Origin of the sequence: Candidatus Brocadia sapporoensis (assembly GCF_001753675.2) — a bacterium.
Classification (GTDB): domain Bacteria; phylum Planctomycetota; class Brocadiia; order Brocadiales; family Brocadiaceae; genus Brocadia; species Brocadia sapporoensis.
In genome coordinates this window covers 1-22,777 of sequence record NZ_MJUW02000066.1, presented here as the reverse complement: position 1 = coordinate 22,777, position 22,777 = coordinate 1, and the positions used below count along the sequence as shown (strand labels likewise).

The 22,777-nt window shown below is 42.7% G+C and carries 20 protein-coding genes; 14 read left to right on the top strand and 6 right to left on the bottom strand.

Going from position 1 to position 22,777, the window contains the following annotated elements; genetic code table 11:
• Positions 1-140 precede the first annotated feature (140 nt).
• A complete protein-coding gene (locus BIY37_RS13425) occupies positions 141-308 on the top strand; it encodes a hypothetical protein (protein WP_179129299.1) in 168 nt (55 codons plus the stop codon).
• Between the two features lie 116 nt (positions 309-424).
• Here BIY37_RS13425 and BIY37_RS05640 read toward each other — a convergent pair whose 3' ends face one another.
• Complete coding sequence (locus tag BIY37_RS05640; protein WP_070066864.1) at positions 425-1,369, bottom strand: class I SAM-dependent rRNA methyltransferase; 945 nt, start codon at positions 1,367-1,369, stop codon at positions 425-427.
• An 88-nt stretch (positions 1,370-1,457) separates the two neighbouring features.
• On the opposite strand from BIY37_RS05640, the gene BIY37_RS05635 reads away from it, so the two are divergent.
• Positions 1,458-1,748, top strand: coding sequence for a hypothetical protein (locus tag BIY37_RS05635; protein WP_070066863.1), 291 nt, complete (start codon positions 1,458-1,460; stop codon positions 1,746-1,748).
• Between the two features lie 188 nt (positions 1,749-1,936).
• Here BIY37_RS05635 and BIY37_RS05630 read toward each other — a convergent pair whose 3' ends face one another.
• Entirely contained in the window at positions 1,937-2,788 is an 852-nt protein-coding gene (locus tag BIY37_RS05630) for a cation diffusion facilitator family transporter (protein WP_070066862.1), read from the bottom strand.
• A gap of 135 nt (positions 2,789-2,923) precedes the next feature.
• On the opposite strand from BIY37_RS05630, the gene BIY37_RS05625 reads away from it, so the two are divergent.
• From BIY37_RS05625 to rsmA, 7 genes are all read left to right on the top strand, one after another.
• Positions 2,924-4,315, top strand: coding sequence for an MBL fold metallo-hydrolase RNA specificity domain-containing protein (locus tag BIY37_RS05625; RefSeq protein ID WP_070066861.1), 1,392 nt, complete (start codon positions 2,924-2,926; stop codon positions 4,313-4,315).
• A gap of 38 nt (positions 4,316-4,353) precedes the next feature.
• Positions 4,354-5,019, top strand: coding sequence for a phosphatidylserine decarboxylase family protein (locus tag BIY37_RS05620; protein ID WP_070066860.1), 666 nt, complete (start codon positions 4,354-4,356; stop codon positions 5,017-5,019).
• 18 nt (positions 5,020-5,037) lie between these two features.
• Positions 5,038-5,682, top strand: a complete 645-nt coding sequence (gene ribE / locus BIY37_RS05615) for a riboflavin synthase (protein WP_070066859.1) — start codon at positions 5,038-5,040, stop codon at positions 5,680-5,682.
• Between the two features lie 425 nt (positions 5,683-6,107).
• A complete protein-coding gene (locus BIY37_RS05610; RefSeq protein ID WP_070066858.1) occupies positions 6,108-6,989 on the top strand; it encodes a GGDEF domain-containing protein in 882 nt (293 codons plus the stop codon).
• Between the two features lie 75 nt (positions 6,990-7,064).
• Entirely contained in the window at positions 7,065-8,075 is a 1,011-nt protein-coding gene (gene pdxA, locus BIY37_RS05605; protein WP_070066857.1) for a 4-hydroxythreonine-4-phosphate dehydrogenase PdxA, read from the top strand.
• A gap of 28 nt (positions 8,076-8,103) precedes the next feature.
• A complete protein-coding gene (locus BIY37_RS05600) occupies positions 8,104-8,463 on the top strand; it encodes a cupin domain-containing protein (protein ID WP_070066856.1) in 360 nt (119 codons plus the stop codon).
• A 121-nt stretch (positions 8,464-8,584) separates the two neighbouring features.
• The gene (gene rsmA / locus BIY37_RS05595) at positions 8,585-9,505 is read left to right on the top strand and encodes a 16S rRNA (adenine(1518)-N(6)/adenine(1519)-N(6))-dimethyltransferase RsmA (protein ID WP_080324880.1); all 921 of its coding nucleotides are present in this window, start codon (positions 8,585-8,587) and stop codon (positions 9,503-9,505) included.
• A gap of 37 nt (positions 9,506-9,542) precedes the next feature.
• On the opposite strand, the gene bioA is transcribed toward rsmA, so the two are convergent.
• Complete coding sequence (gene bioA, locus BIY37_RS05590; protein WP_070066855.1) at positions 9,543-10,898, bottom strand: adenosylmethionine--8-amino-7-oxononanoate transaminase; 1,356 nt, start codon at positions 10,896-10,898, stop codon at positions 9,543-9,545.
• A 323-nt stretch (positions 10,899-11,221) separates the two neighbouring features.
• On the opposite strand from bioA, the gene BIY37_RS05580 reads away from it, so the two are divergent.
• Together BIY37_RS05580 and BIY37_RS05575 are read left to right on the top strand one after the other, a co-directional pair.
• Positions 11,222-12,028 carry an SDR family NAD(P)-dependent oxidoreductase gene (locus BIY37_RS05580; protein WP_070066853.1) on the top strand — a complete coding sequence of 269 codons (807 nt, stop codon included), beginning with the start codon at positions 11,222-11,224 and terminating at the stop codon, positions 12,026-12,028.
• A gap of 767 nt (positions 12,029-12,795) precedes the next feature.
• Positions 12,796-13,986 carry an OmpA family protein gene (locus tag BIY37_RS05575; protein WP_070066852.1) on the top strand — a complete coding sequence of 397 codons (1,191 nt, stop codon included), beginning with the start codon at positions 12,796-12,798 and terminating at the stop codon, positions 13,984-13,986.
• 157 nt (positions 13,987-14,143) lie between these two features.
• Here the strand turns inward: BIY37_RS05575 and BIY37_RS05570 are convergent, their stop codons facing one another.
• Complete coding sequence (locus tag BIY37_RS05570; RefSeq protein WP_070066851.1) at positions 14,144-15,127, bottom strand: SAM hydrolase/SAM-dependent halogenase family protein; 984 nt, start codon at positions 15,125-15,127, stop codon at positions 14,144-14,146.
• A 463-nt stretch (positions 15,128-15,590) separates the two neighbouring features.
• Here BIY37_RS05570 and BIY37_RS05565 point away from each other — a divergent pair, with 463 nt between their 5' ends.
• On the top strand, positions 15,591-15,791 hold the full coding sequence (locus tag BIY37_RS05565) for a cold-shock protein (protein WP_070066850.1): 201 nt from the start codon (positions 15,591-15,593) through the stop codon (positions 15,789-15,791).
• Positions 15,792-16,043: 252 nt separating this feature from the next.
• Here BIY37_RS05565 and hemB read toward each other — a convergent pair whose 3' ends face one another.
• Both hemB and BIY37_RS05555 read right to left on the bottom strand, forming a co-directional pair.
• Positions 16,044-17,036, bottom strand: a complete 993-nt coding sequence (gene hemB, locus BIY37_RS05560) for a porphobilinogen synthase (protein WP_070066849.1) — start codon at positions 17,034-17,036, stop codon at positions 16,044-16,046.
• A gap of 454 nt (positions 17,037-17,490) precedes the next feature.
• Positions 17,491-17,676: a hypothetical protein gene (locus BIY37_RS05555; protein ID WP_070066848.1), complete on the bottom strand. Its 186-nt coding sequence runs from the start codon at positions 17,674-17,676 to the stop codon at positions 17,491-17,493.
• 213 nt (positions 17,677-17,889) lie between these two features.
• On the opposite strand from BIY37_RS05555, the gene priA reads away from it, so the two are divergent.
• Together priA and BIY37_RS05545 are read left to right on the top strand one after the other, a co-directional pair.
• Positions 17,890-20,151 (top strand): replication restart helicase PriA, encoded by a 2,262-nt coding sequence (gene priA / locus BIY37_RS05550; protein ID WP_070066847.1) that lies wholly within the window; start codon positions 17,890-17,892, stop codon positions 20,149-20,151.
• Between the two features lie 886 nt (positions 20,152-21,037).
• Positions 21,038-22,717 carry a coiled-coil domain-containing protein gene (locus tag BIY37_RS05545; RefSeq protein ID WP_070066846.1) on the top strand — a complete coding sequence of 560 codons (1,680 nt, stop codon included), beginning with the start codon at positions 21,038-21,040 and terminating at the stop codon, positions 22,715-22,717.
• The last annotated feature ends 60 nt before the right edge of the window (positions 22,718-22,777 follow it).

Sequence of the window (22,777 nt, the reverse complement as noted above, 5' to 3'; positions counted from 1 at the left end):
CCTAACTATTCTGAGAAAATATTCTCTCTCACCATCCGTTTCGCTGAATAGTTACAAAAAATAAGGGTTTTCAGATAAAATAGAACTCTAAAAAGTTGTCATGAGTAAGTATACGGCTCTGACAAGAGAAAGGAGCATTCATGAAAACCGGCAAAACCTTATCAGCGTTATATTTCCACCATGAATTTCGCGTACACAGTAAATTAACTGGCGTTTATGGTGGTCCACATGCGAGGATCATCAAACGGACAAAAGACCTTTCCTGCGGTTCGTTCAGAATGTATGCTGGTTGGGCATGTTCCGGGTAAGAAAAAAGCGGCACGGTTGGTTTTGCACGGTAAAATGGGAGTCGCTCCCCGCACGGGAGCATGGTAATTGTGGGACATGTGTTCAAAAGGGGGTACTAAATAGGCTCAAGAATGAGCTACGACAGCATGATGAACTTTAAATAGGGTTCCGTAAGATGTATTCCATCGATGGGAAAGTCTAAACCCTGTGATGAGACCCCAATTACTTTATAGGGCCTTGGGGTAAAGTTTCTTATCTTCGGTAATAATTGAAAAAATTTTGAGAAGCTCATTTTCGCCAGATTTGTGGAGAAGAAGAGAATGCCATCTTTGCGGAGGAGATTGAGTCCCTGCCCAAGTAAGTGGGGGAAATCTCTTTCTACGGTAAATACGGCTGTTTTGCTGGTAGAAAAACTGGGGGGATCAAGGATGATTATATCAAAAGACCGTCCCTTTTTTTGAAATATTTTAGTCCAATCCCATACATCTCCCACAATGAACTCATGATGGTTTGTATCCAGTTGGTTCAGCAGAAAATTCCTTTTGCTCCATTCTATTGCCTTCTTCGACAAGTCTACATTCGTAGTCCTTGCGGCGCCACCGAGGCTTGCATACACGGAGAAAGAGGAGGTATAGCAGAAGCAGTTCAACACCTCCTTGTCTTTGACGATGTCACCCACCTTCTTCCTATTGTCCCGCTGATCTAAAAACAACCCTGTTCCACCGCCTTCTGAAAATGATACATTGAATGGTATGTTGTTTTCCCGCACCACAAATTTCTCAGGAATTGTGTGGCCGGAAACCAGATGCGTTTTGATCTCTTCCCTTTTTAGCCGCGTCTTTTCGGTAATGGTTTCTGGCGCCAAGATTTCATTCAGGGCATGATAAATCCCTTTTTTTATCCCCTTATCGCAGGGCTTAAAATATTGTACGAGGATGTTTTTGTCATAGACGTCTATCGTCACCTCGGGCAGGGCATCTCCGTAAGAGTTCACCAGCCGGTACACGTTTGTTGTGTCGTTACATATATATTTATTTCTTAAAGACCAGGCATTACCAATGATTTGCTTATAGGAGAACATAATTATGAGGAACAAAAAGATTTATAATCTTGTTTATTAGCTTGTAAAATTTCGATTGTAGTTGTTATTATTCAAGGAGGTTGAATACATGATAGCAAAAACATTTTTTGTATGTCCCGGGTGCGGTAACGACAAGGATTTTAAAATATTTACGAGCAATTTTCAAATTATTAAACAGTCCCCTGATCTGGCCAGTCGCACGGAAGAAAGCGGCGCTTTACCCAGCTTAAGGCAAAACGATAACTACGTTGAATGTCCGCATTGTTTACAACAGGTTGATTATGATGATGCTGCAACTATTGGTAAAAAATATATTCAGGCAAAACAGCGTCTTCAAAAGGATATTGTGCCCATCGCGGTATCTCATCCTCAGCGATGAGATACCCTCCTTTCTCATTATCTAACCTATGATAAACGCAAAAAGGGTGCTGTCAATGCGAGCACATTCGCGTTATTCAGTGTAAACTCCGCGAAGCAATCAAGGCGTCGAAGATTGCTTCAGGCGGTTGCCCTTGCAGTAACCATGCATGTATGCTTATTTGTTGTGCTTACTATACGCCGTACTTTTTAAATCGGATCGATATGCACAAATGCTTCATGAATGCTTTCTATGGATTCTACCGCTCGCTGGACATTTTTCCCGATATCGTGCGCCTGTGTCAGCGTTAAGGTATGATCCAAGGATATGTGAATTTCAACGTGAATGTAATTTCCTACATAATGAGCGCGAACGTCATGAATGCCTACAACACCGGGAACACCAGACGCCTTGTCTTTAATTTCTTCCATGATGCTGTTTTCCGGTTGTTTACCCATGAGGTAATCGATATTATCTACCCCGATCTTATATCCTGAATAAATAATCCAAAAACTGATAAGAATCGCTGCGATATCATCCATCTGCGTATATCCGAAGAATCCACAGCCAATTCCGACAAGGGCAGTAAATGAGATATAGACATCATTTCTGCTGTCGACAGAGCTTGCCAGTAAGGCAGGACTCCTGATCCTGCGGCCTACCTTTTTAAAGTAGGTGGACATAATCAACTTCATAACAATAGATACCAGGAGCGTTACCATTGCAGGGATACCGATCCTGTGGACATGAGTTTCCATGAGCTTAAAAATAGCGGTATGCAGGATTTCAAATCCTAAAATACCTGCAAAAATAGCCACAATTAAACCTGCTATGGGTTCTGCCCGATGGTGACCGAAGGGGTGTCCCTCATCTGCCTGTTTTGATGATGTTTTTACGGCGAAGAAGATAATTACGGAAGAAATAATGTCGGTCAGAGAGTTAAAGGCGTCTGAAATAACGGCCAGGCTGTTTGACATAATACCCGTAGTGATCTTGATTGCAAAGAGGAAGGTATTGCAAATGACTAAAATGATTGTTGCCTGACGGCCTTGATTTTTCATGCACATCAATACTTGTTAATTCAGGAAGGAGCAAGTTTTGCGCTATGTTTTTTAATATTTACAAGATTTTGACGTGAAATACAACGAAATACTTTTCTCCTTTACTCATGGCTTTTTACATTGTAAATTATAAGCATGAAGATTACCTTCTTTGGTGCGGCAAAAACGGTTACCGGTTCCTGTTATGGTATCCGGACAAATGATGTTAACCTCCTGATCGATTGTGGTACCTTTCAAGGAACCAGGGATCACGAAGAGAGAAATGTTAACCCGTTTCCGTTCATACCATCGGAAATTCATTATGTCCTGTTGACCCATGCTCATCTCGATCATTCGGGTCTTATTCCAAAACTGGTAAAGGACGGTTTTAGGGGCAAGATCCTTGCAACGCCCGCCACGGTTGATTTGTGCGGCGTTATGTTACTGGATTCTGCTCACATACATGAGCGTGACACCGAATGGGATAATAAGAGACGAATGAGGGCTGGAAAACCTCCTTTAAAACCGTTGTATACCATTCAGGAAGCTGCCGATAGCATTGCCTATTTTCAGGGGATTGCCTACGAAGAAACAAGAGAGCTAGGTAACGGGGTTAAAGTGAGATTCCGTGATGCGGGTCATATCCTCGGCTCTGCAATGGTAGAGTTATGGGTACATGACGATACCAGGGAAAAGAAACTGGTATTCTCCGGTGATCTCGGCCAAAAGAAGTTACCCCTGGTGAAAGATCCTGAATTCATTGATGAAGCAGACTATATTTTTATAGAATCAACGTATGGTAACCGGAAACACAAAGGGGTAAGGGAAACCGTTGACGAGTTTACCCGGGTGGTTACTGAATCCATAGGAAGGGGGGGGAATGTTGTTATTCCTGCTTTTGCGGTAGGGAGGACACAGGAGATCCTTTATCTCTTGAATCAATTGTCCAGAGAGGGGAAATTGAACCATGTTCAGGTCTTCGTGGACAGCCCTATGGCCCTGCAAGCTACACGGATAACAATAAGACATCCTGAATGCCTCGATGAGGAGACGTTGGCACTTATGAAAAAAGGGAACTTTCTGAAGGGTACTCTTACGTTAAAATTTACGGAGTCAGTGGATGATTCAATGGAGATAAACAGGATTAAGAGCAACGCAATTATTATTTCAGCCAGCGGAATGTGCGAGGCAGGCCGTATCCGGTATCATCTGAAACACAATCTGTGGCGCCCGGAATGCAGTATCATCTTTGTGGGGTTTCAGGCAGCAGGTACACTAGGCCGCAGGATTGTTGAGGGTGCTAAAATGGTAAGGGTTTTTGATGAAGAAATTGCCGTAAACGCTTCAATTTACACGATTGGCGGTCTGTCGGCTCATGCGGACCGGGATGAGCTTCTGGACTGGCTCGGCAGGTTTAAAAAGAGGCCGCGGCGCGTCTTTGTAACTCATGGTGAGGAAAATGCTGCTTTAGACTTTGCAAAAGCTATTCAGGACAGACTGCAATTCGATGCTTATGTGCCGGATATCCTGGAAGAGATTCACCTATAGGTATTGTACGTAAGAAAAACAAAAGGGAGTAACAATAAATGCGCATTTCACTGACAAAATATGGATTCAAAGAATTAATAATCTTTGGCATTCCCTGTGTTGTTGGAATTGGAGTATCCGTTGCATTTTTTCCATGGATTCTCCCTGTTCCGTTATTTATTTTAGCCTTCTTGCTGAATTTTTTCCGCGATCCGGACAGGGATACCCCGCAAGGCGACGATCTCATTCTTGCCCCTGCAGATGGAACAGTATCGCATATTGTACCCATATTTGAGGATAATTACCTGAAATGTAATACGACGAAGATCAGTATTTTTATGTCGGTTATGAATGTGCATGTGAATCGTGTGCCTGTACATGGCCGCGTTGAGTTCATAAAACACACAAAGGGTAAATTCCTGGATGCCAGAGACGATGAGTGCTTCAGCAGCAACGAAAGCACACTAATGGGTTTGCTCCTCATGGGGAGTCACACAAAAATCGCTATAAAACAGATTGCAGGCAGGATTGCAAGACGCATCGTGTGCGCCTGCAGGATTGGAGACGTTTTTGAGCAGGGACAGCGATTCGGCATGATCAAGTTTGGCTCACGCGTAGAGGTCTTTGTTCCCGACTCAGTCCCTTTTGAGGTATTAGTTAAGGTTGGTGATAAAGTAACGGCGGGCAAGACCATACTTGGGAAGATACGTAAATCTGAAATCTAAAATCCCAATTTTTTATTTATGTTTACCGGTATTATTGAAAACTTAGCATCAGTAAAAAACTTGTCTTTAAAGGCAGGGGGGGGAGAACTGTTTTTAAATTTTTCTGATCTTTACGACGACCTTGTGTTGGGAGAAAGTATTGCCGTTAACGGGGTGTGTCTCACGGTAAAAGAGATTTCAGGCAGAATTGTCAGTTTCGATGTCTCCGGTGAAACTCTGAAAAAAACCACGCTGGGGAATCTGCGTTATGCTGAAAATGTCAATATTGAAAGGGCGTTACGCATGGGTGACAGGTTAGGAGGGCACTTTGTTACAGGCCATGTGGATGGTACAGGCATTATAAAAGAGAAGAGACAATCTGCCGGTCAATGTACCATGTCCTTTTCCGCTGAAAAAAGATTTACCGATATGATGATCGAAAAGGGCTCCGTTGCCATAGACGGTATCAGTCTCACAATCGTCGACCTTTCAGACAGCATTTTTTCTGTGGCAGTGATTTCCTACACCTTAGCCGCAACGACCCTGGGATTCAAAAAGGCTGGGGATCCGGTAAATATTGAGATTGATATGATGGGGAAGTGGATCAAAAGACTCTTATCAAACCTGCAGGAAAAAAAGGGCGGTATCACACGGGAGCAATTGATGGAACAAGGATTTCTGTAATTCAGGCATGGGCAAGGAAGAAAGGCATGGACTTGTCCATGCCCCTGTATGGTATGAATAGAGATTATTTGTCCCTGTGGAATGGGATAAAGGGCATCCTGGAGTAAACATGACAAATAAGTATACATGCAAGTGTCATTGCGAGGGCGACAGCCCGAAGTAATCTCCAGCGCCCGGATTGCTTCGCTTCGCTCGCAATGACAATTTTTTTGCGTTCACGATAACATGCTGTTTCAATATATGGTTTGATTTGCTATTGTGAACGTCATAAATAAATAGATACAATAATGTCGCTATGTCATTCCCATGCGAGTGGAAATCTGGAAATTAGCGCAAAATACCGGATTCCTGCTTTCGCAGGAATGACAATTTTTTTGTCGTTGACTATAGTATAAATCGGCAGAAAGAAGTTGTTGTGGAAAATAATGATTCTTAGATTATTAGAAGGTCAGTCTCAACGGATAATATTTCTCATATGCCTTGTTTCTGTGACATTCATTGGCGTTGCAGACTATGTAACCGGTACGGAAATTTCGTTTTCATTATTTTACATAGTGCCCATAGCAATTGCCGCATGGTATAGTACACAGCGTATTTGTATAACAATATCGGCCATAGCAGCTTTGATATGGCTTATTGCTGAGAGGACGTCGGGCCACCAATTTTCTCATATTGCTATACCTTACTGGAATATGTTTGTGAGATTAGGCACGTTTCTGATTATAGCATATTTACTTTCTGAACTGCGTCACAAACTTAGGAAAGAAGAAGAGCGTGCGAATACCGACCCGTTGACTGGCGCCTTCAATTGCCGCACATTCTACGAATTGGTAGAAAAGGAGATCCAGAGATTACGCAGGTACAATCATCCTTTTACTATCGCATATATCGATATCGATAATTTTAAGATGGTTAATGACAGGTACGGGCATATGCTGGGTGACGCTATCCTTCAAAAAATAGTATTAATCATTAAGGAAAACAAGAGGGAGACTGATATCGCAGCCAGGTTAGGTGGTGATGAGTTTGCAATCATGTTTCTCGAAACGGGATTGCATGATGCGGTCAATGTGGTAAGAAAAATAGTGGCATGTATGCATGATAAAATGGGCCAAACGGAACTGCCAGTCACCTTCAGCGTGGGTGTAGTAACTTACGAGGTTGCTCCGAATGAGGTTAACCAGGCGCTTAAACTGGCTGACGATTTAATGTACTCCGTTAAAAAAAAAGGCAAGAACGCTATTGCGCATATCGTATGGAAAGGGGATGCCGCTTGCCCTGATATTAAAAATGTCAGTATACAATAAAAATGTTTGATGCCCGCTGTTTTTTACAGGTTCGCTGGCTGCAGTCAATTGCCAGCGTGGTTCCCAAAAAATAAGATGAAAAAAAATAAAAAATCTAAATTACTGATTGGAATAACGATGGGTGATCCATGCGGGATTGGTCCGGAGATCATCGTAAAGTCGTTAAAATCGCCGGTCATCAGGAAGATGGCCAATTATGTCATTATTGCTAGCGAAGGTGTTTTTGATCAAGTGACCAGGGCTTTAAAAATGCCTTTAAGGTATCGAATAATTTCCCATATTTCAGAAACAAAGGATTCAAAATTACCCATTTCTCTGTTGCCTATTGGCAATTTAAAGTCAGAATTCATAAAGCGGAAGAAGGCAACCGCGGAAGGGGGGGAATTATCCGTTCAATGCGTGATCAGAGGGATTAATCTTGCCATGAGCGGGCACATCGATGCCCTCGTTACTGCACCGATTTGCAAGGAGGCCATTCATCTCGGAGGGTATGGCTATCCGGGACATACAGAGATGCTCCGGATTTTTTCTGGCTCTGAGCGTGTTGTTATGCTGATGGTGGGTGGAAAGATCAGGGTTGCCTTTGCAACGACGCATATTGCCATCAAGGATGTGCCGCAATCAATTACAGTAGAAAGTATTTTGGGGACAATAGTCATCACCTGCAATCATCTGAAGCAGTACCTTGGTATAAGGAAACCGCGGATCGCTGTGTGTGGCCTCAATCCGCACGCGGGTGAGGGAGGCATTTTTGGGGTTGAGGAAAGAGAGATTATTATCCCGGCAATTGAAAAGGCTAAGAAAAGAGGCATAGGGTGCGATGGCCCGGTCTCAGCCGATACGGTATACTATAAGGCATTAAAAGGTGATTACGATGTGGTTGTGGCTATCTATCATGATCAGGGGGCAATTCCCCTGAAACTTCATGCCTTTGAAACAGGGGTGAATATTACCCTGGGTATTCCATTTGTTCGCACGTCTCCTGACCACGGCACGGCTTACGATATTGCAGGCAAGGGAATTGCCAGCCCGCTTTCCATGATGGAAGCTATAAAGACGGCGGTGAGAATGTCAAAATGTCATTGACGGCAAAGACATCGAAGTGCAGAGAAAAATGTTTATAAAGGACTTAAAAAATTGCAAAGAATTTATTGCGGGGGATAATGCTATTCTCCGTGAACTTCTGCATCCCGATAAGGAGGAGATAAACCTACGTTACAGTTTGGCGCATGCAGTTGTTAAGCAGGGCGAAACTTCATCACGGCATAAATTAAAATACTCGGAGGTATATTATATCCTGGAAGGCAAGGGAATCATGTATATTGACCATGAGTCTGTAGAAGTTCATTCCGGCCAGGCTATTTATATCCCTCCCAATGCAATACAATGTATTAAAAATATAGGGCATAGCGATTTGAAATTTTTGTGCATTGTTGAACCGGCCTGGCGACCGGAAGATGAAGAAGTGCTATAAAATAGTTGTTGGTTTCAAAAAGCGAAAATTATAATTTCCACTCTTTAGAGCATGGACAAACAGTCCCTGTTCAAGCCGTACAGGGACTGTTTGTCCATGCTACCCTTATCGCGAAGCGATTATGACACACGAAGAAATAAGCTTTATTCCTCACACGCCTGCGGTACTGAAGCAAATATTTATCCGCAGGGGAATTACCCCCAATAAGCGGTTTGGTCAGAATTTTCTTACCGACCAAAATGCCATGTTGTGCATCCCGGATATTGCGGATCTTACGGAAGACGATATCGTCCTTGAGATTGGAACGGGAACGGGTGGATTGACACGGTTATTGGCTGCCAGATCCCGGCAGGTGTTTACGATAGAGGTAGATAGAAAGTTGTTTGAGCTGTCGTCTGACATCCTTAGATTGTATAATAACACCATTCCCCTGAATGCGGATATTTTAAAAACAAAACACGCTCTGAACCCGTACATAACATCCTTGATCTATAACTGGCTCAGGGAACACGGGCATGCCGCTATAAAAGTTGTTTCCAATCTGCCTTATAATATCAGTACGCCAGTGGTCATAAATCTTTTAGAAAATGATCTGCCCATCAGTGAAATGGTGCTGATGCTTCAGCAGGAGATTACGGAGCGGATGACGGCGCTTCCCGGCACAAGGGAATACGGGATGTTGTCCGTAATTATCCGGTTGTTTTCTGAAGTGGAGGTCGTAAAGAGCTTACCCCCGGAAGTATTCTGGCCAAAACCGTCGGTACATTCGGCAATTGTTAAGGTGCGTGTACAGAAAGAGAAGTATGCGGGCAGAATAACAGATTATCCATTTTTCAGACAGATCATCAATGCAATATTTACTTCACGGCGCAAGACACTGATCAATAGCCTCGAAAGGCTAAACGTACCAGGAATTTCAAGAGAACACCTGAAGCAAATTCTTAAGGACATGCAACTGGATGAGCGAATAAGGGGGGAAACTCTGGACGTTGACCAACTGATTCATCTGGCTGAGGCCATTGGTAAGCAAAAACCCTTCTGATGAAATTCGCTGAGAATAACAGACGATCGATTATTCTTTATGGTAAAACAACTTGTATGGATTCGTTAATAACATCAAGCATCCTGTCCATCTCGTCGTTTTTGATACTCAGTGGCGGCATAATAACGATGATATGGCCAAGCGGTCTTATAAGCAAGCCCTGTTTTCTTGCTTCAAGGCAGATCTGAATTCCTATCCGTTCTTTCCAGGGATACGGTTCCTTTGTGGATTTATCCCTTACCAGTTCAAGGGCGGCGATAAGTCCGCATTGTCTGACATCGCCGACAGGTTTTAATGATGCAAAGGGTTTCAGTCTGTTCCCGAGATATTGAATCTTTGATACTAAAATTTCCAGGATCCGTTCCTTCATAAATAATTGCAAACTGGCCAGCGCAGCCGCACAGCCTAAGGGATTTCCTGTATAGGTATGTCCGTGAAAAAAAGTTTTTAAATCAGCGTAGGTGCCCAAAAAGGCGTTATAGATATCCTCTGCGGCAAGTGTAGCGGCCAGCGGCATATAACCTCCGTTAATTCCCTTGGATATCGTCATAATATCAGGAACAACGTCTTCATGAAGGCAGGCAAACATCTTTCCCGTCCTCCCAAAGCCGGTAAGCACCTCGTCTAAAATAAAGAGCACGTTATATTTTTTACACAAGGCATGTGCTCCTGACAGATAACCAGGCGGATGAATAATCATCCCGCCTGCTCCTTGTACCATGGGTTCCATAATCATAGCAGCAATGCCGTCCTGATGCTCTTTTAAGATATTTTCTAACGCTTCAAGACATGCCAGTGAACAATCTTTGGGTTGTTTTCCGAGTGGACAACGGTAGCAGTACGGCGCAGGTGCAAAATGTGTCTTAAAATAAAGTGGTTGAAAGACCTTATGGTAGATGTCGATACCACCGACACCCATAGTTGCAACGGTATCTCCGTGATAACCATGCTGCAATGCCACAAATTGTCTTTTGTCTTTCAATCCTTTATGCTGCCAGTACTGAAATGCCATTTTTAAAGCGACTTCGTTGGCAGTAGATCCATTGTCTGAATAAAAGACCTTTGTTAAACCCCGCGGTGCGATTTCTATAAGTCTTCTTGCCAGTTCGATGGCGGGTATATTGGACAGACCAAGGAGTGTGGTGTGCGCAATCTTATCGAGCTGTATTTTTACCGCATCGTCAATCTCCTTCTTACGATGTCCGTGGATATTGCACCACATGGAGGAAATCCCGTCGATATATTTTTTCCCTCCGGTATCCCGCAGATATATTCCCTCGCCTTCTTCTATAATCAAAGGTGTTTCTTTGAGATAGTCCTGCATCTGGGTAAAGGGATGCCAGAGATATTGTTTGTCCCAGATTTGTAATTGCTCATGATAGGTTTTCTGCATCATTTTGTCGGCAAATGCATTTTCAAGAAAAACAGGGGTAAATGTGTGAACACGACACGTATGGCAAGGGCAATTATTCTAAAAGATATTTATTATCTTAATTATGCTCATACAGTACACATACCAATGAACAATGTCAAGGAGCAAAGAATCAGAAAATCAGACGACCTGTCAAATCGCCTGCAAGTAGTTCAATGCAGTTCACAGAATGCTTTTCCTTTATGAAAAAATACTTGCTATTTTTTTATCTCTGCTTTAATATCGCCATCTCTTAAGGATACAAAACAGTTATCAGTCGCCTATTTTCAGAAACCCTGAATGCCATGAAAAATACGAGAAAGACAAAAAATGCCTTAATTACAGGCAGTTCCAAGGGTATCGGCAGGGAATTTGCAAAAATACTGGCTAAAAAACAGTATAATCTGGTTTTGGTTGATAAGGATTGGGAAAACTGTAGTACATTAAAAGGGGATCTGGAAAGTGAATATGGAATTACGGTAATGACATTTGTGGAAGATTTAAGTATGGCTGAAACGCCATTAAAAATATACAGCGTCCTTATGTCGAAGAGAATTGAGATTGATGTTTTGATCAATAATGCCGGTATCGGAATATTCGGAAAATTTTCCGATACGGATTGGCATCATGAAGAAAACATTCTGAAGGTAAATATCATGGCGCTTACGTATTTTACGAAACTCTTTATGAAGGGAATGATTGCACGGAAAAAAGGAAAGATACTGAATGTTGCTTCTATCGGGGCATTTCAGGCAGTTCCGCTGCAATCGGTTTATGCCGCTTCAAAGGCTTATGTGCTGTCTTTTACCGAAGCCATTGCAAGGGAACTGAAGGAGACTGGCGTGACAGTAACTGCCCTATGTCCCGGTCCTACGGATACCGGTTTCCATATTTTGGCGAGAGGAGATGATAAAAAGGCTTTCAAGCGAAAAAAAATGCCCACTGCAAGAGAAGTGGCGATTCATGGATACAATGCAATGATGAGAGGAGAGCATGTATCGATTCATGGTTTTATCAATACCCTTATGATTAATGTATCCAGAATTATTCCCCGGAAAATCCTTGCCAAGCTGGCTCACAAAAAAATGAGAGTACACTTGGAAGATATCTGAAACGAACGAGTCGCATATCATCATCTCTTCTCAAATCGTGCTAAAAAAACGACGCAGATTGACCTGGAAGAATTGAAAAAAATCTACGGTCTTCTTCGTTTTCATTTAATATTGCCTCAAAATGAAAAAGTAACCTCCTGTCATTAACGTCATGTAGTTGGTTTCCTTCACGTACGGAGGATCGACCCTGTCGCTTGAGATGACTGAGGGTACGCTTTTTTATCCGGAAGTCACAGAAAGGCTCGCCATCTCGCATGCCCAGATACTATCTCAGCGTTAGCAATCTCCACCCAGCGTGATCATCATCATATCCGAATGGATCTGCCAGAGAGATTGGGAATTTGTCTGTCGCCTTTTTCCAGAATGGGCTGGCCGGTTTCATGGTGTTTCTTTCAATCCTTCGGATATAGCGATATTGTTAAAGTATCGACGTGGGCTGTTGCTTTGAGTTCCTTGCATGCTGCTGCCTATTTAATGAACGCAAAAAGGACGTTGTCCATGCGAGCGCATTCGTATTGCTCAGTGTAAACTCCGCGAAACAATCCATGCACGGGATATTGCTTCGGGTTGTCACCCTCACCATGCTACATGTATTTGTTACGTTTACTATATTTAAACCGAAAAAATGGAAATAGCTTGCAATCTTTTACGTTTTTGCTAGAGTATTTCTCACATAAGAAAATATTTAAGTTGGCAATTGCAGTCAGATACGAATAAAAGCTAATGTGCACAGATTTATTTTTACCCTATTATAGAGGAAAATCGCTATGAAAAAAATATATCTATTAGCATCGTTGATTACAGCATCAATGATAATTTTAACAGGTTGTGCACAACTTCGGTCTCAAAAGAAACCCCTTGAGCCTCTTGAAGCTTTTACCCCTCAAAAATTAGATTCAGAATCCCAAAATGTGGAATATGTACCAAAAATTGAGAGTTTTGTAATTATTTTAGACGCATCCGCATCGATGAGAGATGAATACACGGGTACCGTTAACAAAGGACATTCCAAATTTGACGTGGCTAAGGACATTTTAATGAGGATGAATAATACCCTGCCTGAAATGGATATAAATAGTGCACTTGTAACCTTTGGACATGGATTTTTAAAGCACCTGAACAATACAAACGTTGTTTATGGACTTACAAAACACTCACGGAGTCTTTTGGAAAACGAGTTAAATGGGGCAGTGATTCCTCAGGGTTGCAGTCCGGCGGGTAATGCAATTAAAGATGCGAATAACCTGTTACTGACGTCCGGCGGACAAAATGCAGTAATTCTAGTCAGTGATGGTGAACTGTTATATGGCAGTCCTCTGGAAAAGGCACAGAATTTAAGAGAAATGTACGGAGACAGAGTGTGCCTTTATACTATTTTTGTGGGAAATACTGTTGAAGGGGCAGAAGAACTCAGAGAGCTTGTACGCGAAGTGAATTGCGGGTTTTCGGTGACTGCCGATGAAATTGCGTCCGGCAACGATATGGCGGATTTTGTAAAGAAGGTATTTTTAAATGAAATACCGAAAAAAGTTACAGATATTGATAGCGATGGTGATGGTGTTCCGGACAAGTACGATGAATGTCCGGATACTCCAAAAGGTGCCATTGTTGATTCAAGGGGATGCTGGGTGGTAAAAGGGGTTACTTTCGATTATAAGAAATGGGATATTAAAGAAAGGTTCAACTCAAATCTTAACAATATCGTGAATGTTTTGCAAAATAGCCCGGACATGCATATACGGATTGAGGGACATACGGATAATATTGGTTCTTTAAAATACAACATAGGTCTTTCTCAAAAAAGAGCTCAGGCAGTAAAGAATTATCTGGTTGGGAAAGGCATCCAGGAATCACGTATTTCTACCGCTGGCTATGGATTTAAAAAGCCTATTGCTTCTAATGATACAGAAGAGGGTCGTTCACTGAATAGAAGGGCTGAAATTGTTCCCATAAAATAAAAATATTTTTGTTCAATCAATAAAGTAAAGGGTGTGAGTAAGAAAGGATTATGGCGATGCTGGACCTGCTTGTACAATAGGCGAGGTCGATGACTCGCCTTTGATTTATCAGTGGATATCTGTATTGAGATGCCATATTTTGTTTTTTGCGGGCGGTTTACCTGTGGCGCTTGGTTCTGGTTTCGATTGTGTTGTATCTGATATCCGTTCTTTTACTGGATGTTCCATGCATCCATGAGATTAATATCCTATTGCCCTTATCCACAGTGAAGTATTTTTGGGCGTTTCCCTGATTAACGGATATCTCTAAAAAGCCTGCACTTCCAAAAAGGATGAGCGGTTTTCCCGTCTTTACCTCAGTATACGTCTTAACAATTCCCGTAATCTCTTTTTTCCCTATGGTAGTTTCCAGGGTGTTATACGGCAGTAGTATCTTTTTTTTGGAACTTTTTCCCGGTTCGTCTGGAGTCTGGTTTCTGATTTTTGGCTTCTGATTCCTAACCCCCGATTTTCGATCCAAATCTCGTATTTGTTCACGGACGTATTCTTCCAGATGCGATTTCGTAATGTTGGTAACAAGGTTTCCAAAGTGGTCGATTGAGATGATTTGACCTTCTAATTGTCTGGTATTTTTACGCACTGGCTGAGGTATGCTCAGGTGTTCCAATTGCTTGGTCGCATTGCCTAGTTGTTTTGGTTTTATACCGAGTGATAAATGTGCTGCAACGGGGGCAAAGACATCACGGCCATGGAAGGTATTACTGGGTGCAGGCAGAAAATAATTATTGTTTGTTACACGGATAATCCTTTTTGGCCGTTCTTCCTGAATAATAAAACCAAGAATACCGTTGTCGGGTGTAAGAAACAGATAATTGCGCGTTTCTACACAAACAATATTTCTTTTACTTCCGACACCGGGATCAACAACTGCTACATGAATAGTTCCTTTCGGAAAGTATTTATACGATGTATAGAGAAGATAGGCGCCTTTGAATATGTCTTGTGGTGGAATGCTGTGGCAGATGTCGATAATGTTTGCCCGGGGATTGACTTCTGTTATCACACCCTTCATGATGCCCACGTATGCATCCTGATCGCCAAAGTCCGTCATCAGGGTGATAACACAGGGTTGGTGCTTCACAGTCGGTCTCCTGAAAGGTTTATTTCCCGGCTTTATTCGGATTAACGGAGGTTTGTTCTCCAAAAAAGAATGGGCAGTAAGTCCAGCAATTAATATGTACGACCCGGTGTTGTCCGCAACATTCCGGGCATAGCCAGTCTCCGAGTTTCACACACAGGCGTTCGCCTTTCTTACGACTGCATATTTTGCAATGCGTCATTTTCAAACAAGAGAATAAATCAGTTCAATACAGGATTCGTAAAAATATACTAATGGCAAAATATTTCAAATTCAAGATGAAAAATTTATTTTAATATTCCTTTGCTTTTCTGTAAATTCTTTGGTATTATTCGAAACATGAGGTTAGGTTGTAACGTAAAAGTCGTATTATATATGGATGTGATAGTAAGGCTACTAGGTGTACAATCGAGTAGCCTTTTTTGTTTTATGCGTTATTTTACAGGTGAGAGGGGGTGATTTAATAATGGCGTCAGGAACAGTTAAGTGGTTTAATGACAAAAAGGGATTTGGTTTTATTTCCCAGGATAATGGCCAGGATGTTTTTGTACATCAAACGTCAATCGAGTCAGAAGGGTTCAGAACCCTTGCAGAAGGAGACAAGGTCGAATTTGAAGTTATAAAAGACCAGAAGGGTTATAAAGCCACGAAAGTCGTTAAATTATAAGGTTATTAAAAGGCACTCTCTGATATTTTAAAGGATAATCAATTGCTATAGTTCAGGTGTATAAAAATATGGAGTAGTCACTGAAAGTATAATTATAATTGCGATATAAAAACCCCAATATTCAGAAAAAGAATATTGGGGTTTTTCGTTTGAAGCAAAAAAATTACACAATGTTTTCATGATGTGTGCTAATTTAAAAGCTGCCGCCAAAGAATGCCTGATTAAGAGGTATTCGGTTTTTATGGCTAAAACTTACTTTTTTAGCCATTGCGCGGCGTCTTTAGCCCAATAGGTAAGGATCATATCGGCGCCGGCGCGTTTGATACCAGTAAGAATTTCCAGGGCGACGCGCTTTTCATCAATCCAGCCCTTTTCAGCCGCAGCCTTCACGACAGAAAATTCACCGCTGACATTATATGCTGCAACTGGATAATCGAAGGTATCTTTTATTATCCGGATGATGTCGAGATAGGCCAATGCGGGTTTTACCATCACGATGTCGGCACCCTCTCCTATATCCAGCGATACCTCACGAAGCGCCTCTGTGACATTGTGCGGATCCATTTGGTAAGAGGACCGGTCGCCAAATCCCGGTGTGGATTCTGCGGCCTCCCGGAAGGGTCCGTAAAATCCGGAGGCATATTTGGCAGAGTAGGCCATGATGGGGATATGATGAAATCCCCCTTCATCAAGAGCATCCCGAATCGCACCTACCCGGCCATCCATCATATCACTGGGTGCAACGATATCTGCGCCTGCTTTGGCATGGGAGACAGCCTCTTTTACCAGGAGTTCCAGGGTCATGTCGTTATCCACTTCAAAATTGCCCGTTCTGTCGTCTCTTCTCACAAACCCACAATGTCCGTGATCGGTATACTCGCACAGACAGACGTCCGTGATCACCAGGATATTTTTTACAGTCTTTTTAATGGCAATAATAGCCTGCTGAATGATGCCTTCGTCTGCATAGGCGTCGGATCCCATCTCGTCCTTCTTGTCTGGGATCCCAAAGAGAATAATCCCGGGAATCCCGTGCCCTTCCAGGATTTTTACCTCTTCAACCAGCTTATCAACAGACATCTGATAGTTTCCCGGCATGGATGGTATCATTTGTTTAACGCCTTTTCCAGGCCGGACAAATAAAGGCATTATCAGGTCGTTGACTGACAGATCTGTTTCTCTTACCAGCCTCCTGATATTTTCATTCTGACGCAACCGGCGGAGCCGCTGATTTGGGAAGCCCATGGTATATTTCCTTAAAAAAATGATTGAAGAATTAATAATAAGTTGTCACTGCAGGTACAGAAAACATAAATATACTACCACAAAAAAACAGGATTATGCATATTTTCATATTTGACCTTATGTACTCTGCATCCTGAATTCACGATTATAAACCATGTCTTTATCAAGAGAGTTCCAGATATTGTATTTGAAATATGATTATACATGAATTTCGTGGAAAGATCGTGATTACGGCTTATTAAGTTGTGTAGGATAAATTGGGGCGCTCACCTTTTAGCACAGAATTCATCAGCATTATTTCAAAAAGAAGGTGGTTTCAACTTCACTCAATTCATTCTATTTAATACTATGCAACATATCTTAGCAGTTTCATCAGACGATTACAATATATATGCGTTAGCCAATTTACGTATGGGAATTTCAAAGTTTTCTCCTTCCCTTTAATCCCCCTCAGTTATCTCTCCTCTATCATGCGCCCGCCTTTTGACGTCCTGTGATACACCTCTATCCCACACCGCATGGTATACCATCTGAGTTTCCCGCACACTTCCTCAGAATCATTTGTCTTGTCCGTGCTTAGGAATATCCACTCCACAGTTTCTTCTCTTTCCGGCACGTTTGCTTCTTCTGCCAGTGCCATTTATACCGTAATTACTAAGCTATGTCTAGACTGCGCTTATGGTTCTGACTTTTAGAATAGTTTTTAAGTAAATTATTTATGGAAAGAAAAGAAATTCTGCCATATAATCCAGAATGGTTAAATAGATTGCCATTGATTTTTACTTCATAAAAGAAGTCTTTTTCTTTTCTTATATTTACTCTTCATAGCAGTTAGCCATAATTATCTCCTATCATGGAACATCTCATCACCCCGGTAAGTCGGTCATCTCAAAAACTCTACGCAGAGGTGGTTATCAATATCCCTTTACAAAAAGTTTTTCATTACAGCATTCCTCCTCACTTATGCGGAACCCTTGTCACTGGTATGCGGGTAAGGATACCTTTTGGGAACAAGATTATTGCCGGGTTTTGCGTTGGATTTACTGACACCCCATTTACCGATAAAACGAAAGACGTCTTAAGTATTATCGATTCATCACCATTGATTGATGACGTCATGCTGAAGATCACCCGGTGGTTGTCGTTTCATTACTATTGTGGATGGGGGGAGGCGATCTCGGCGGTTGTTCCCCCTGTGGTGCGCAGTAAAAAAAAAGAGCGCTGGAATACGTTTGTTCGATTGAAGGAGCGTACCACAAGTCCTGTCCAGGATGTCCTCATACAAATAAAGGTCCGTGCTCCAAAACAGGCCAAGGCTCTTGAAATCCTTTTGGACCACTCTGCTGAAATAAACGCTAAAGAATTGATCCGCATCAGTGGCTGCACAATGCCAGGCCTTCGCCAATTGGAGAAAAAAGGTTTTGTCCTTATCGAAAGCAGACTCCAGGATACTGCAAACACATCCCGTACCATCGATCAGTTGCAGCAACATTTAACCCTTACCGGAGATCAACAAAAGGCATTTGATAGTATTTGCAAAAAACTTTTAGAGCCAAAACCCGGGGTAATATTACTTCACGGCATTACCGGCAGCGGGAAGACGGAACTCTACCTTCAAGCCATAACAAAGATGCTTGAACAGGCCAGAAAGGCCATATACCTCGTCCCCGAAATATCTCTTACCCCACAAACCATCCAACGATTAAAGGCGCGGTTTTGTAAGGTTGCAGTATTGCACAGCAGTCTCCTTGGAACGGTTCACCAGTCGCAATGGAATGATATTAGGGAAGGCAAGGTGGATATCGTCATTGGCGCCCGTTCCTCTATATTTGCCCCCCTGAAAAATGTTGGGTTGATCATTATCGATGAGGAACACGAGAACACTTATAAACAGGAAAACAACCCGCGATATAATGCCAGGGATATTGCCATTCTCAGGGCAACGTATGAAAACGCTATGGTAATCATGGGCACGGCAACGCCTTCTCTGGAAAGCTACCAACAGGCGATGAACGGAAACTATGAAAAGATCGTCCTCCCCAGGCGGATTGGTGAGCGGAAACTCCCTCCTGTAGATATTGTCGATATGGGTGAAGAGGTCCGTAAACGCAGGGGATTCAACATTATTTCGCAGCGGCTGGAATATTATATGAAACAATCCCTTGCCAGAAATGAACAGGTGATCTTGTTTTTGAACCGGCGTGGATTTGCGCCCTATATTCACTGCAAACGGTGCGGGTTTGTATTAAAATGCCGGCGATGCGATATTCCCATGACTTTTCACAAGAAATTCAATACGGTCTTGTGCCATTATTGTCATGCAGAAACACACCCGCCGGAATCATGCCCGGATTGTCTGGCAAGCAATATCAACTATCGTGGTTTTGGAACGGAAAAGATTGAAGATGAAATCAGGAATAAATTTCCCAATTATCAGATTATCCGGATGGACAGTGATTCCATGCGGGTGCGTGATGCCCATGAAAAGGCTTTAAATGCATTTGAACGGGGCGAATTCCAGATATTGCTCGGCACACAAATGATTGCAAAAGGATTAGACTTCCCTAACGTTACCCTGGTAGGGGTAATCTCTGCGGATACAATTCTGAATCTGCCGGACTTTCGCGCGAGCGAACGGACCTTTCAGCTCATTTCGCAGGTAGCAGGCAGAACGGGCAGGGGGACAAAGGGCGGACGGGTAGTGGTGCAATCGTACAACCCAAGACACTATAGCATCACCTATGCAGCAGCCCATGATTATGAAGGATTTGCCAGGAAAGAACTGGAATATCGAAAACAATTGGGGTATCCTCCCTTTGGAAATCTCACGCGGATCATTATCCGCGGCCCGCAGGAGGCAAATGTCAAAGAAAAATCTGCCATCATTGGCGATAGACTTAAAGAATTTGCGAAAATAAACGATAACCATCTTGAAATACTCGGGCCATCACCTGCCCCTGTAACCAGAATCAACAATCTGTTCCGGTGGCATATGTTATTGAAGGCACAGAACCTCGCTAGCATTCACAAAGCCCTTCAGGGCAACGCAGACGTGCTAAAACCTTCAAAAAGTGTGCAAATAATGGTTGATGTCGATCCCTACATGATGTTATAACAAAATTCAAAGGAAATGTAGTGCCATATCGATTTCGTTTAAACTATAATAAACGTAACGTGCAAGTGTCATTGTGAGGGCGACAGCCCGGAGCAATCTCCAGTGCATGGATTGTTTTGCAGCGTTTACGTTGAGCAATGCGAAAGTGCTCACAAACGACAACATTCTTTTGCGTTCACGATAGTAAATTGGACGGACAAGATTACTGCCTTGTTTTAATATAAAACCTATGAGAATTTCACTTGACTTACCGTAGAAAAGGTATTAGCATGCTTTACAGTATCGAAGGCTAAAAACATTCTCTTTCCTGTGCATGTGTTGTTTATGGAGTATTTTATCAGAAACAAAAATCGAACTAACATCCTGTTTGTTTCGACGTTCCTTCCCTACCTACTGTTATGTTTAGTGCTAGGGAGTTTGCATAATACTTTTTTAAAAAACCAGTATTGTAGCCATGGCCAACATACGATAATAGCCCATAAAACTCCTGATATCTCTGAAAGTTCACGCCTTGAGGTTTCAGAAAACGGTTATCAACACAACTCCGCAACATGCCAAATCTGCGAGTGGTTGAATACGCCTTCCGTTGCAGTACCATTTTTCGCAGTAGAGATGCAATTTGATTTTATCTGCATTAGTTCTCCGGGAAATTCCAACCCAATCCTTTCGTCTTTATCTATACAGAGATTTACCATTCGTCCGCCGCCGTCCTTTCCCTGCTATTTTGCATAGCCAAAAGATTTAGACCACCAAAACACAAAGGCATAATACCCGCATGACATGGGGGCGTCGTGTTCTTACTTTGAATTCCTATACATTAAATTATCCCTAACCCGAACGAGTTAGATACTATCTTCTCATTTCAAAGCGTTTACAGGAGAATGGTATGAGGCAGATAAATTACCTGGTGCTTATATGCATACTCATTTCAAGTGGGAGCGGGAGGCTATTCGCTCTTGACACAGGAAACGGTGACGTAGGCAAAGATTTCCTGCCGGTAAGCGCCCTGGAAGAAGAGGAACGCGAAGAAACCTCAGAAAACACTAAGGAGATCCGTATCAGAAAAGACGAATTTGATGAGATTGTGGGTCAGCTTCAGGGCATGAAGGAACTTCTGGTAAATATGAAACAGGACTACGATAACCGCTTTAAAGAAATGCAAGACAAAATCGCTATCCTTGAGAAAGAAAAAACAATGCTTGAAAAAGAAAAAATATCATTAGAAGAAGATAAGTTATCTGCTGCTAAGGTGGGTACAAAAACCCCGGAGACTTTTGTGTCGGAAGAACCCGTGCTGCCACAAGCTGCCACAAGCACAATTCCTCCTTCTGCGCCACAAACCATGTCTCTTCCTCCGCAAGGGGCAATGGCAGAAACAACGTCACCACCGGCGAATACGACAGCTACGGACCAACCTGCAGGATTACAATCAGGGGCATGGTCGCCTGCACAACCCATCACACTATGGAGTGCAGGGCCGAGCTATATGAAAATTTCCTTTGATGCATTGTTTGCCGCGGCTGGCTCAACTGCAAAGGATCTGGAAAGTCTTGAAACGGGCGGACACGACCCCAACCAGCGTGGATTTACAGCGCAAAATTTAGAAACGGTATTCGAAGGAGCAGTAGACCCCTATTTTTATGGACTAGGCGATGTCGTATTTCAGATTGATAAAGATGGTAAGTCATTTCTGGAGGTGGAAGAGGCATACCTGACCTCGATGTCATTACCTTTAAATTTACAGGTAAAGGCAGGCACCTTTTTTACGGAATTTGGCAGATTGAATCCCACGCATCCACATACGTGGAATTTTGCAGATCAGCCACTTGTCAATGGCCGCTTTCTTGGTCCTGATGGGTTGAGAAACCCGGGGGTGCGTATTTCATGGCTGGCGCCAACTGACATTTACACGGAATTGTTCTTTACCATTCAGGATAGCCAGGGAGAAACGGCCTTCAGCTTTAGAAATCCTGATGGGAAGTTCTCGCGCGTAGCAGATGACCCCGGAGTACGCAGCATGGATGACCTGCTCTACGTTCCCCGTGTTGCAACTTCTTTTGACCTGACGGATGAGCAGACCGTTTTATTGGGCGCCTCAGCGGCTTTTGGTCCAAATTCTACCGGTACGGACAAAAGCACAATCCTATATGGTCTTGATATGTTCTGGAAATGGAAATCAAAATACGCTGCCGGGGGATTTCCTTTTGTATCCTGGCAAACAGAGGTGATGGGCAGGCGATTTGAGGCGGGCGAAGACATACATGCCGGACTGACGGACGAAGTATTGAATAACTGGGGTGCATATTCTCAAATTATGTGGGGATTCAAGAAACGATGGGTGGCCGGATTTCGCGGAGATTATGTAGATGGAGAAGAAGCCGCAACTGATCCATTAGGATTTGAACGTTGGAGACTGTCGCCTAACCTTACATTTTATCCAACGGAATTTTCAAAAATCCGGTTACAATACAATTATGATGATATTTTAGGGAATGATACGACGGAACACTCGGTATTTCTTCAATTTGAATTTTTGCTGGGTTCACATGGAGCGCATAAATTTTAAAAGGAACCTAAATCCTGCAAACAAGGCGAAGCCTTGTTGCAGGATTAGGCCAGAAATGGT

Excerpts from the sequence above, each read along its gene's own strand:
- BIY37_RS13425 (WP_179129299.1), top strand. The coding sequence starts at position 141 with ATGAAAACCGGCAAAACCTTATCAGCGTTATATTTCCACCATGAATTT.
- BIY37_RS05640 (WP_070066864.1), bottom strand. The coding sequence starts at position 1,369 with ATGTTCTCCTATAAGCAAATCATTGGTAATGCCTGGTCTTTAAGAAAT.
- BIY37_RS05635 (WP_070066863.1), top strand. The coding sequence starts at position 1,458 with ATGATAGCAAAAACATTTTTTGTATGTCCCGGGTGCGGTAACGACAAG.
- BIY37_RS05630 (WP_070066862.1), bottom strand. The coding sequence starts at position 2,788 with ATGAAAAATCAAGGCCGTCAGGCAACAATCATTTTAGTCATTTGCAAT.
- BIY37_RS05625 (WP_070066861.1), top strand. The coding sequence starts at position 2,924 with ATGAAGATTACCTTCTTTGGTGCGGCAAAAACGGTTACCGGTTCCTGT.
- BIY37_RS05620 (WP_070066860.1), top strand. The coding sequence starts at position 4,354 with ATGCGCATTTCACTGACAAAATATGGATTCAAAGAATTAATAATCTTT.
- ribE (WP_070066859.1), top strand. The coding sequence starts at position 5,038 with ATGTTTACCGGTATTATTGAAAACTTAGCATCAGTAAAAAACTTGTCT.
- BIY37_RS05610 (WP_070066858.1), top strand. The coding sequence starts at position 6,108 with ATGATTCTTAGATTATTAGAAGGTCAGTCTCAACGGATAATATTTCTC.
- pdxA (WP_070066857.1), top strand. The coding sequence starts at position 7,065 with ATGAAAAAAAATAAAAAATCTAAATTACTGATTGGAATAACGATGGGT.
- BIY37_RS05600 (WP_070066856.1), top strand. The coding sequence starts at position 8,104 with ATGTTTATAAAGGACTTAAAAAATTGCAAAGAATTTATTGCGGGGGAT.
- rsmA (WP_080324880.1), top strand. The coding sequence starts at position 8,585 with ATGACACACGAAGAAATAAGCTTTATTCCTCACACGCCTGCGGTACTG.
- bioA (WP_070066855.1), bottom strand. The coding sequence starts at position 10,898 with ATGCAGAAAACCTATCATGAGCAATTACAAATCTGGGACAAACAATAT.
- BIY37_RS05580 (WP_070066853.1), top strand. The coding sequence starts at position 11,222 with ATGAAAAATACGAGAAAGACAAAAAATGCCTTAATTACAGGCAGTTCC.
- BIY37_RS05575 (WP_070066852.1), top strand. The coding sequence starts at position 12,796 with ATGAAAAAAATATATCTATTAGCATCGTTGATTACAGCATCAATGATA.
- BIY37_RS05565 (WP_070066850.1), top strand. The coding sequence starts at position 15,591 with ATGGCGTCAGGAACAGTTAAGTGGTTTAATGACAAAAAGGGATTTGGT.
- hemB (WP_070066849.1), bottom strand. The coding sequence starts at position 17,036 with ATGGGCTTCCCAAATCAGCGGCTCCGCCGGTTGCGTCAGAATGAAAAT.
- BIY37_RS05555 (WP_070066848.1), bottom strand. The coding sequence starts at position 17,676 with ATGGCACTGGCAGAAGAAGCAAACGTGCCGGAAAGAGAAGAAACTGTG.
- priA (WP_070066847.1), top strand. The coding sequence starts at position 17,890 with ATGGAACATCTCATCACCCCGGTAAGTCGGTCATCTCAAAAACTCTAC.
- BIY37_RS05545 (WP_070066846.1), top strand. The coding sequence starts at position 21,038 with ATGAGGCAGATAAATTACCTGGTGCTTATATGCATACTCATTTCAAGT.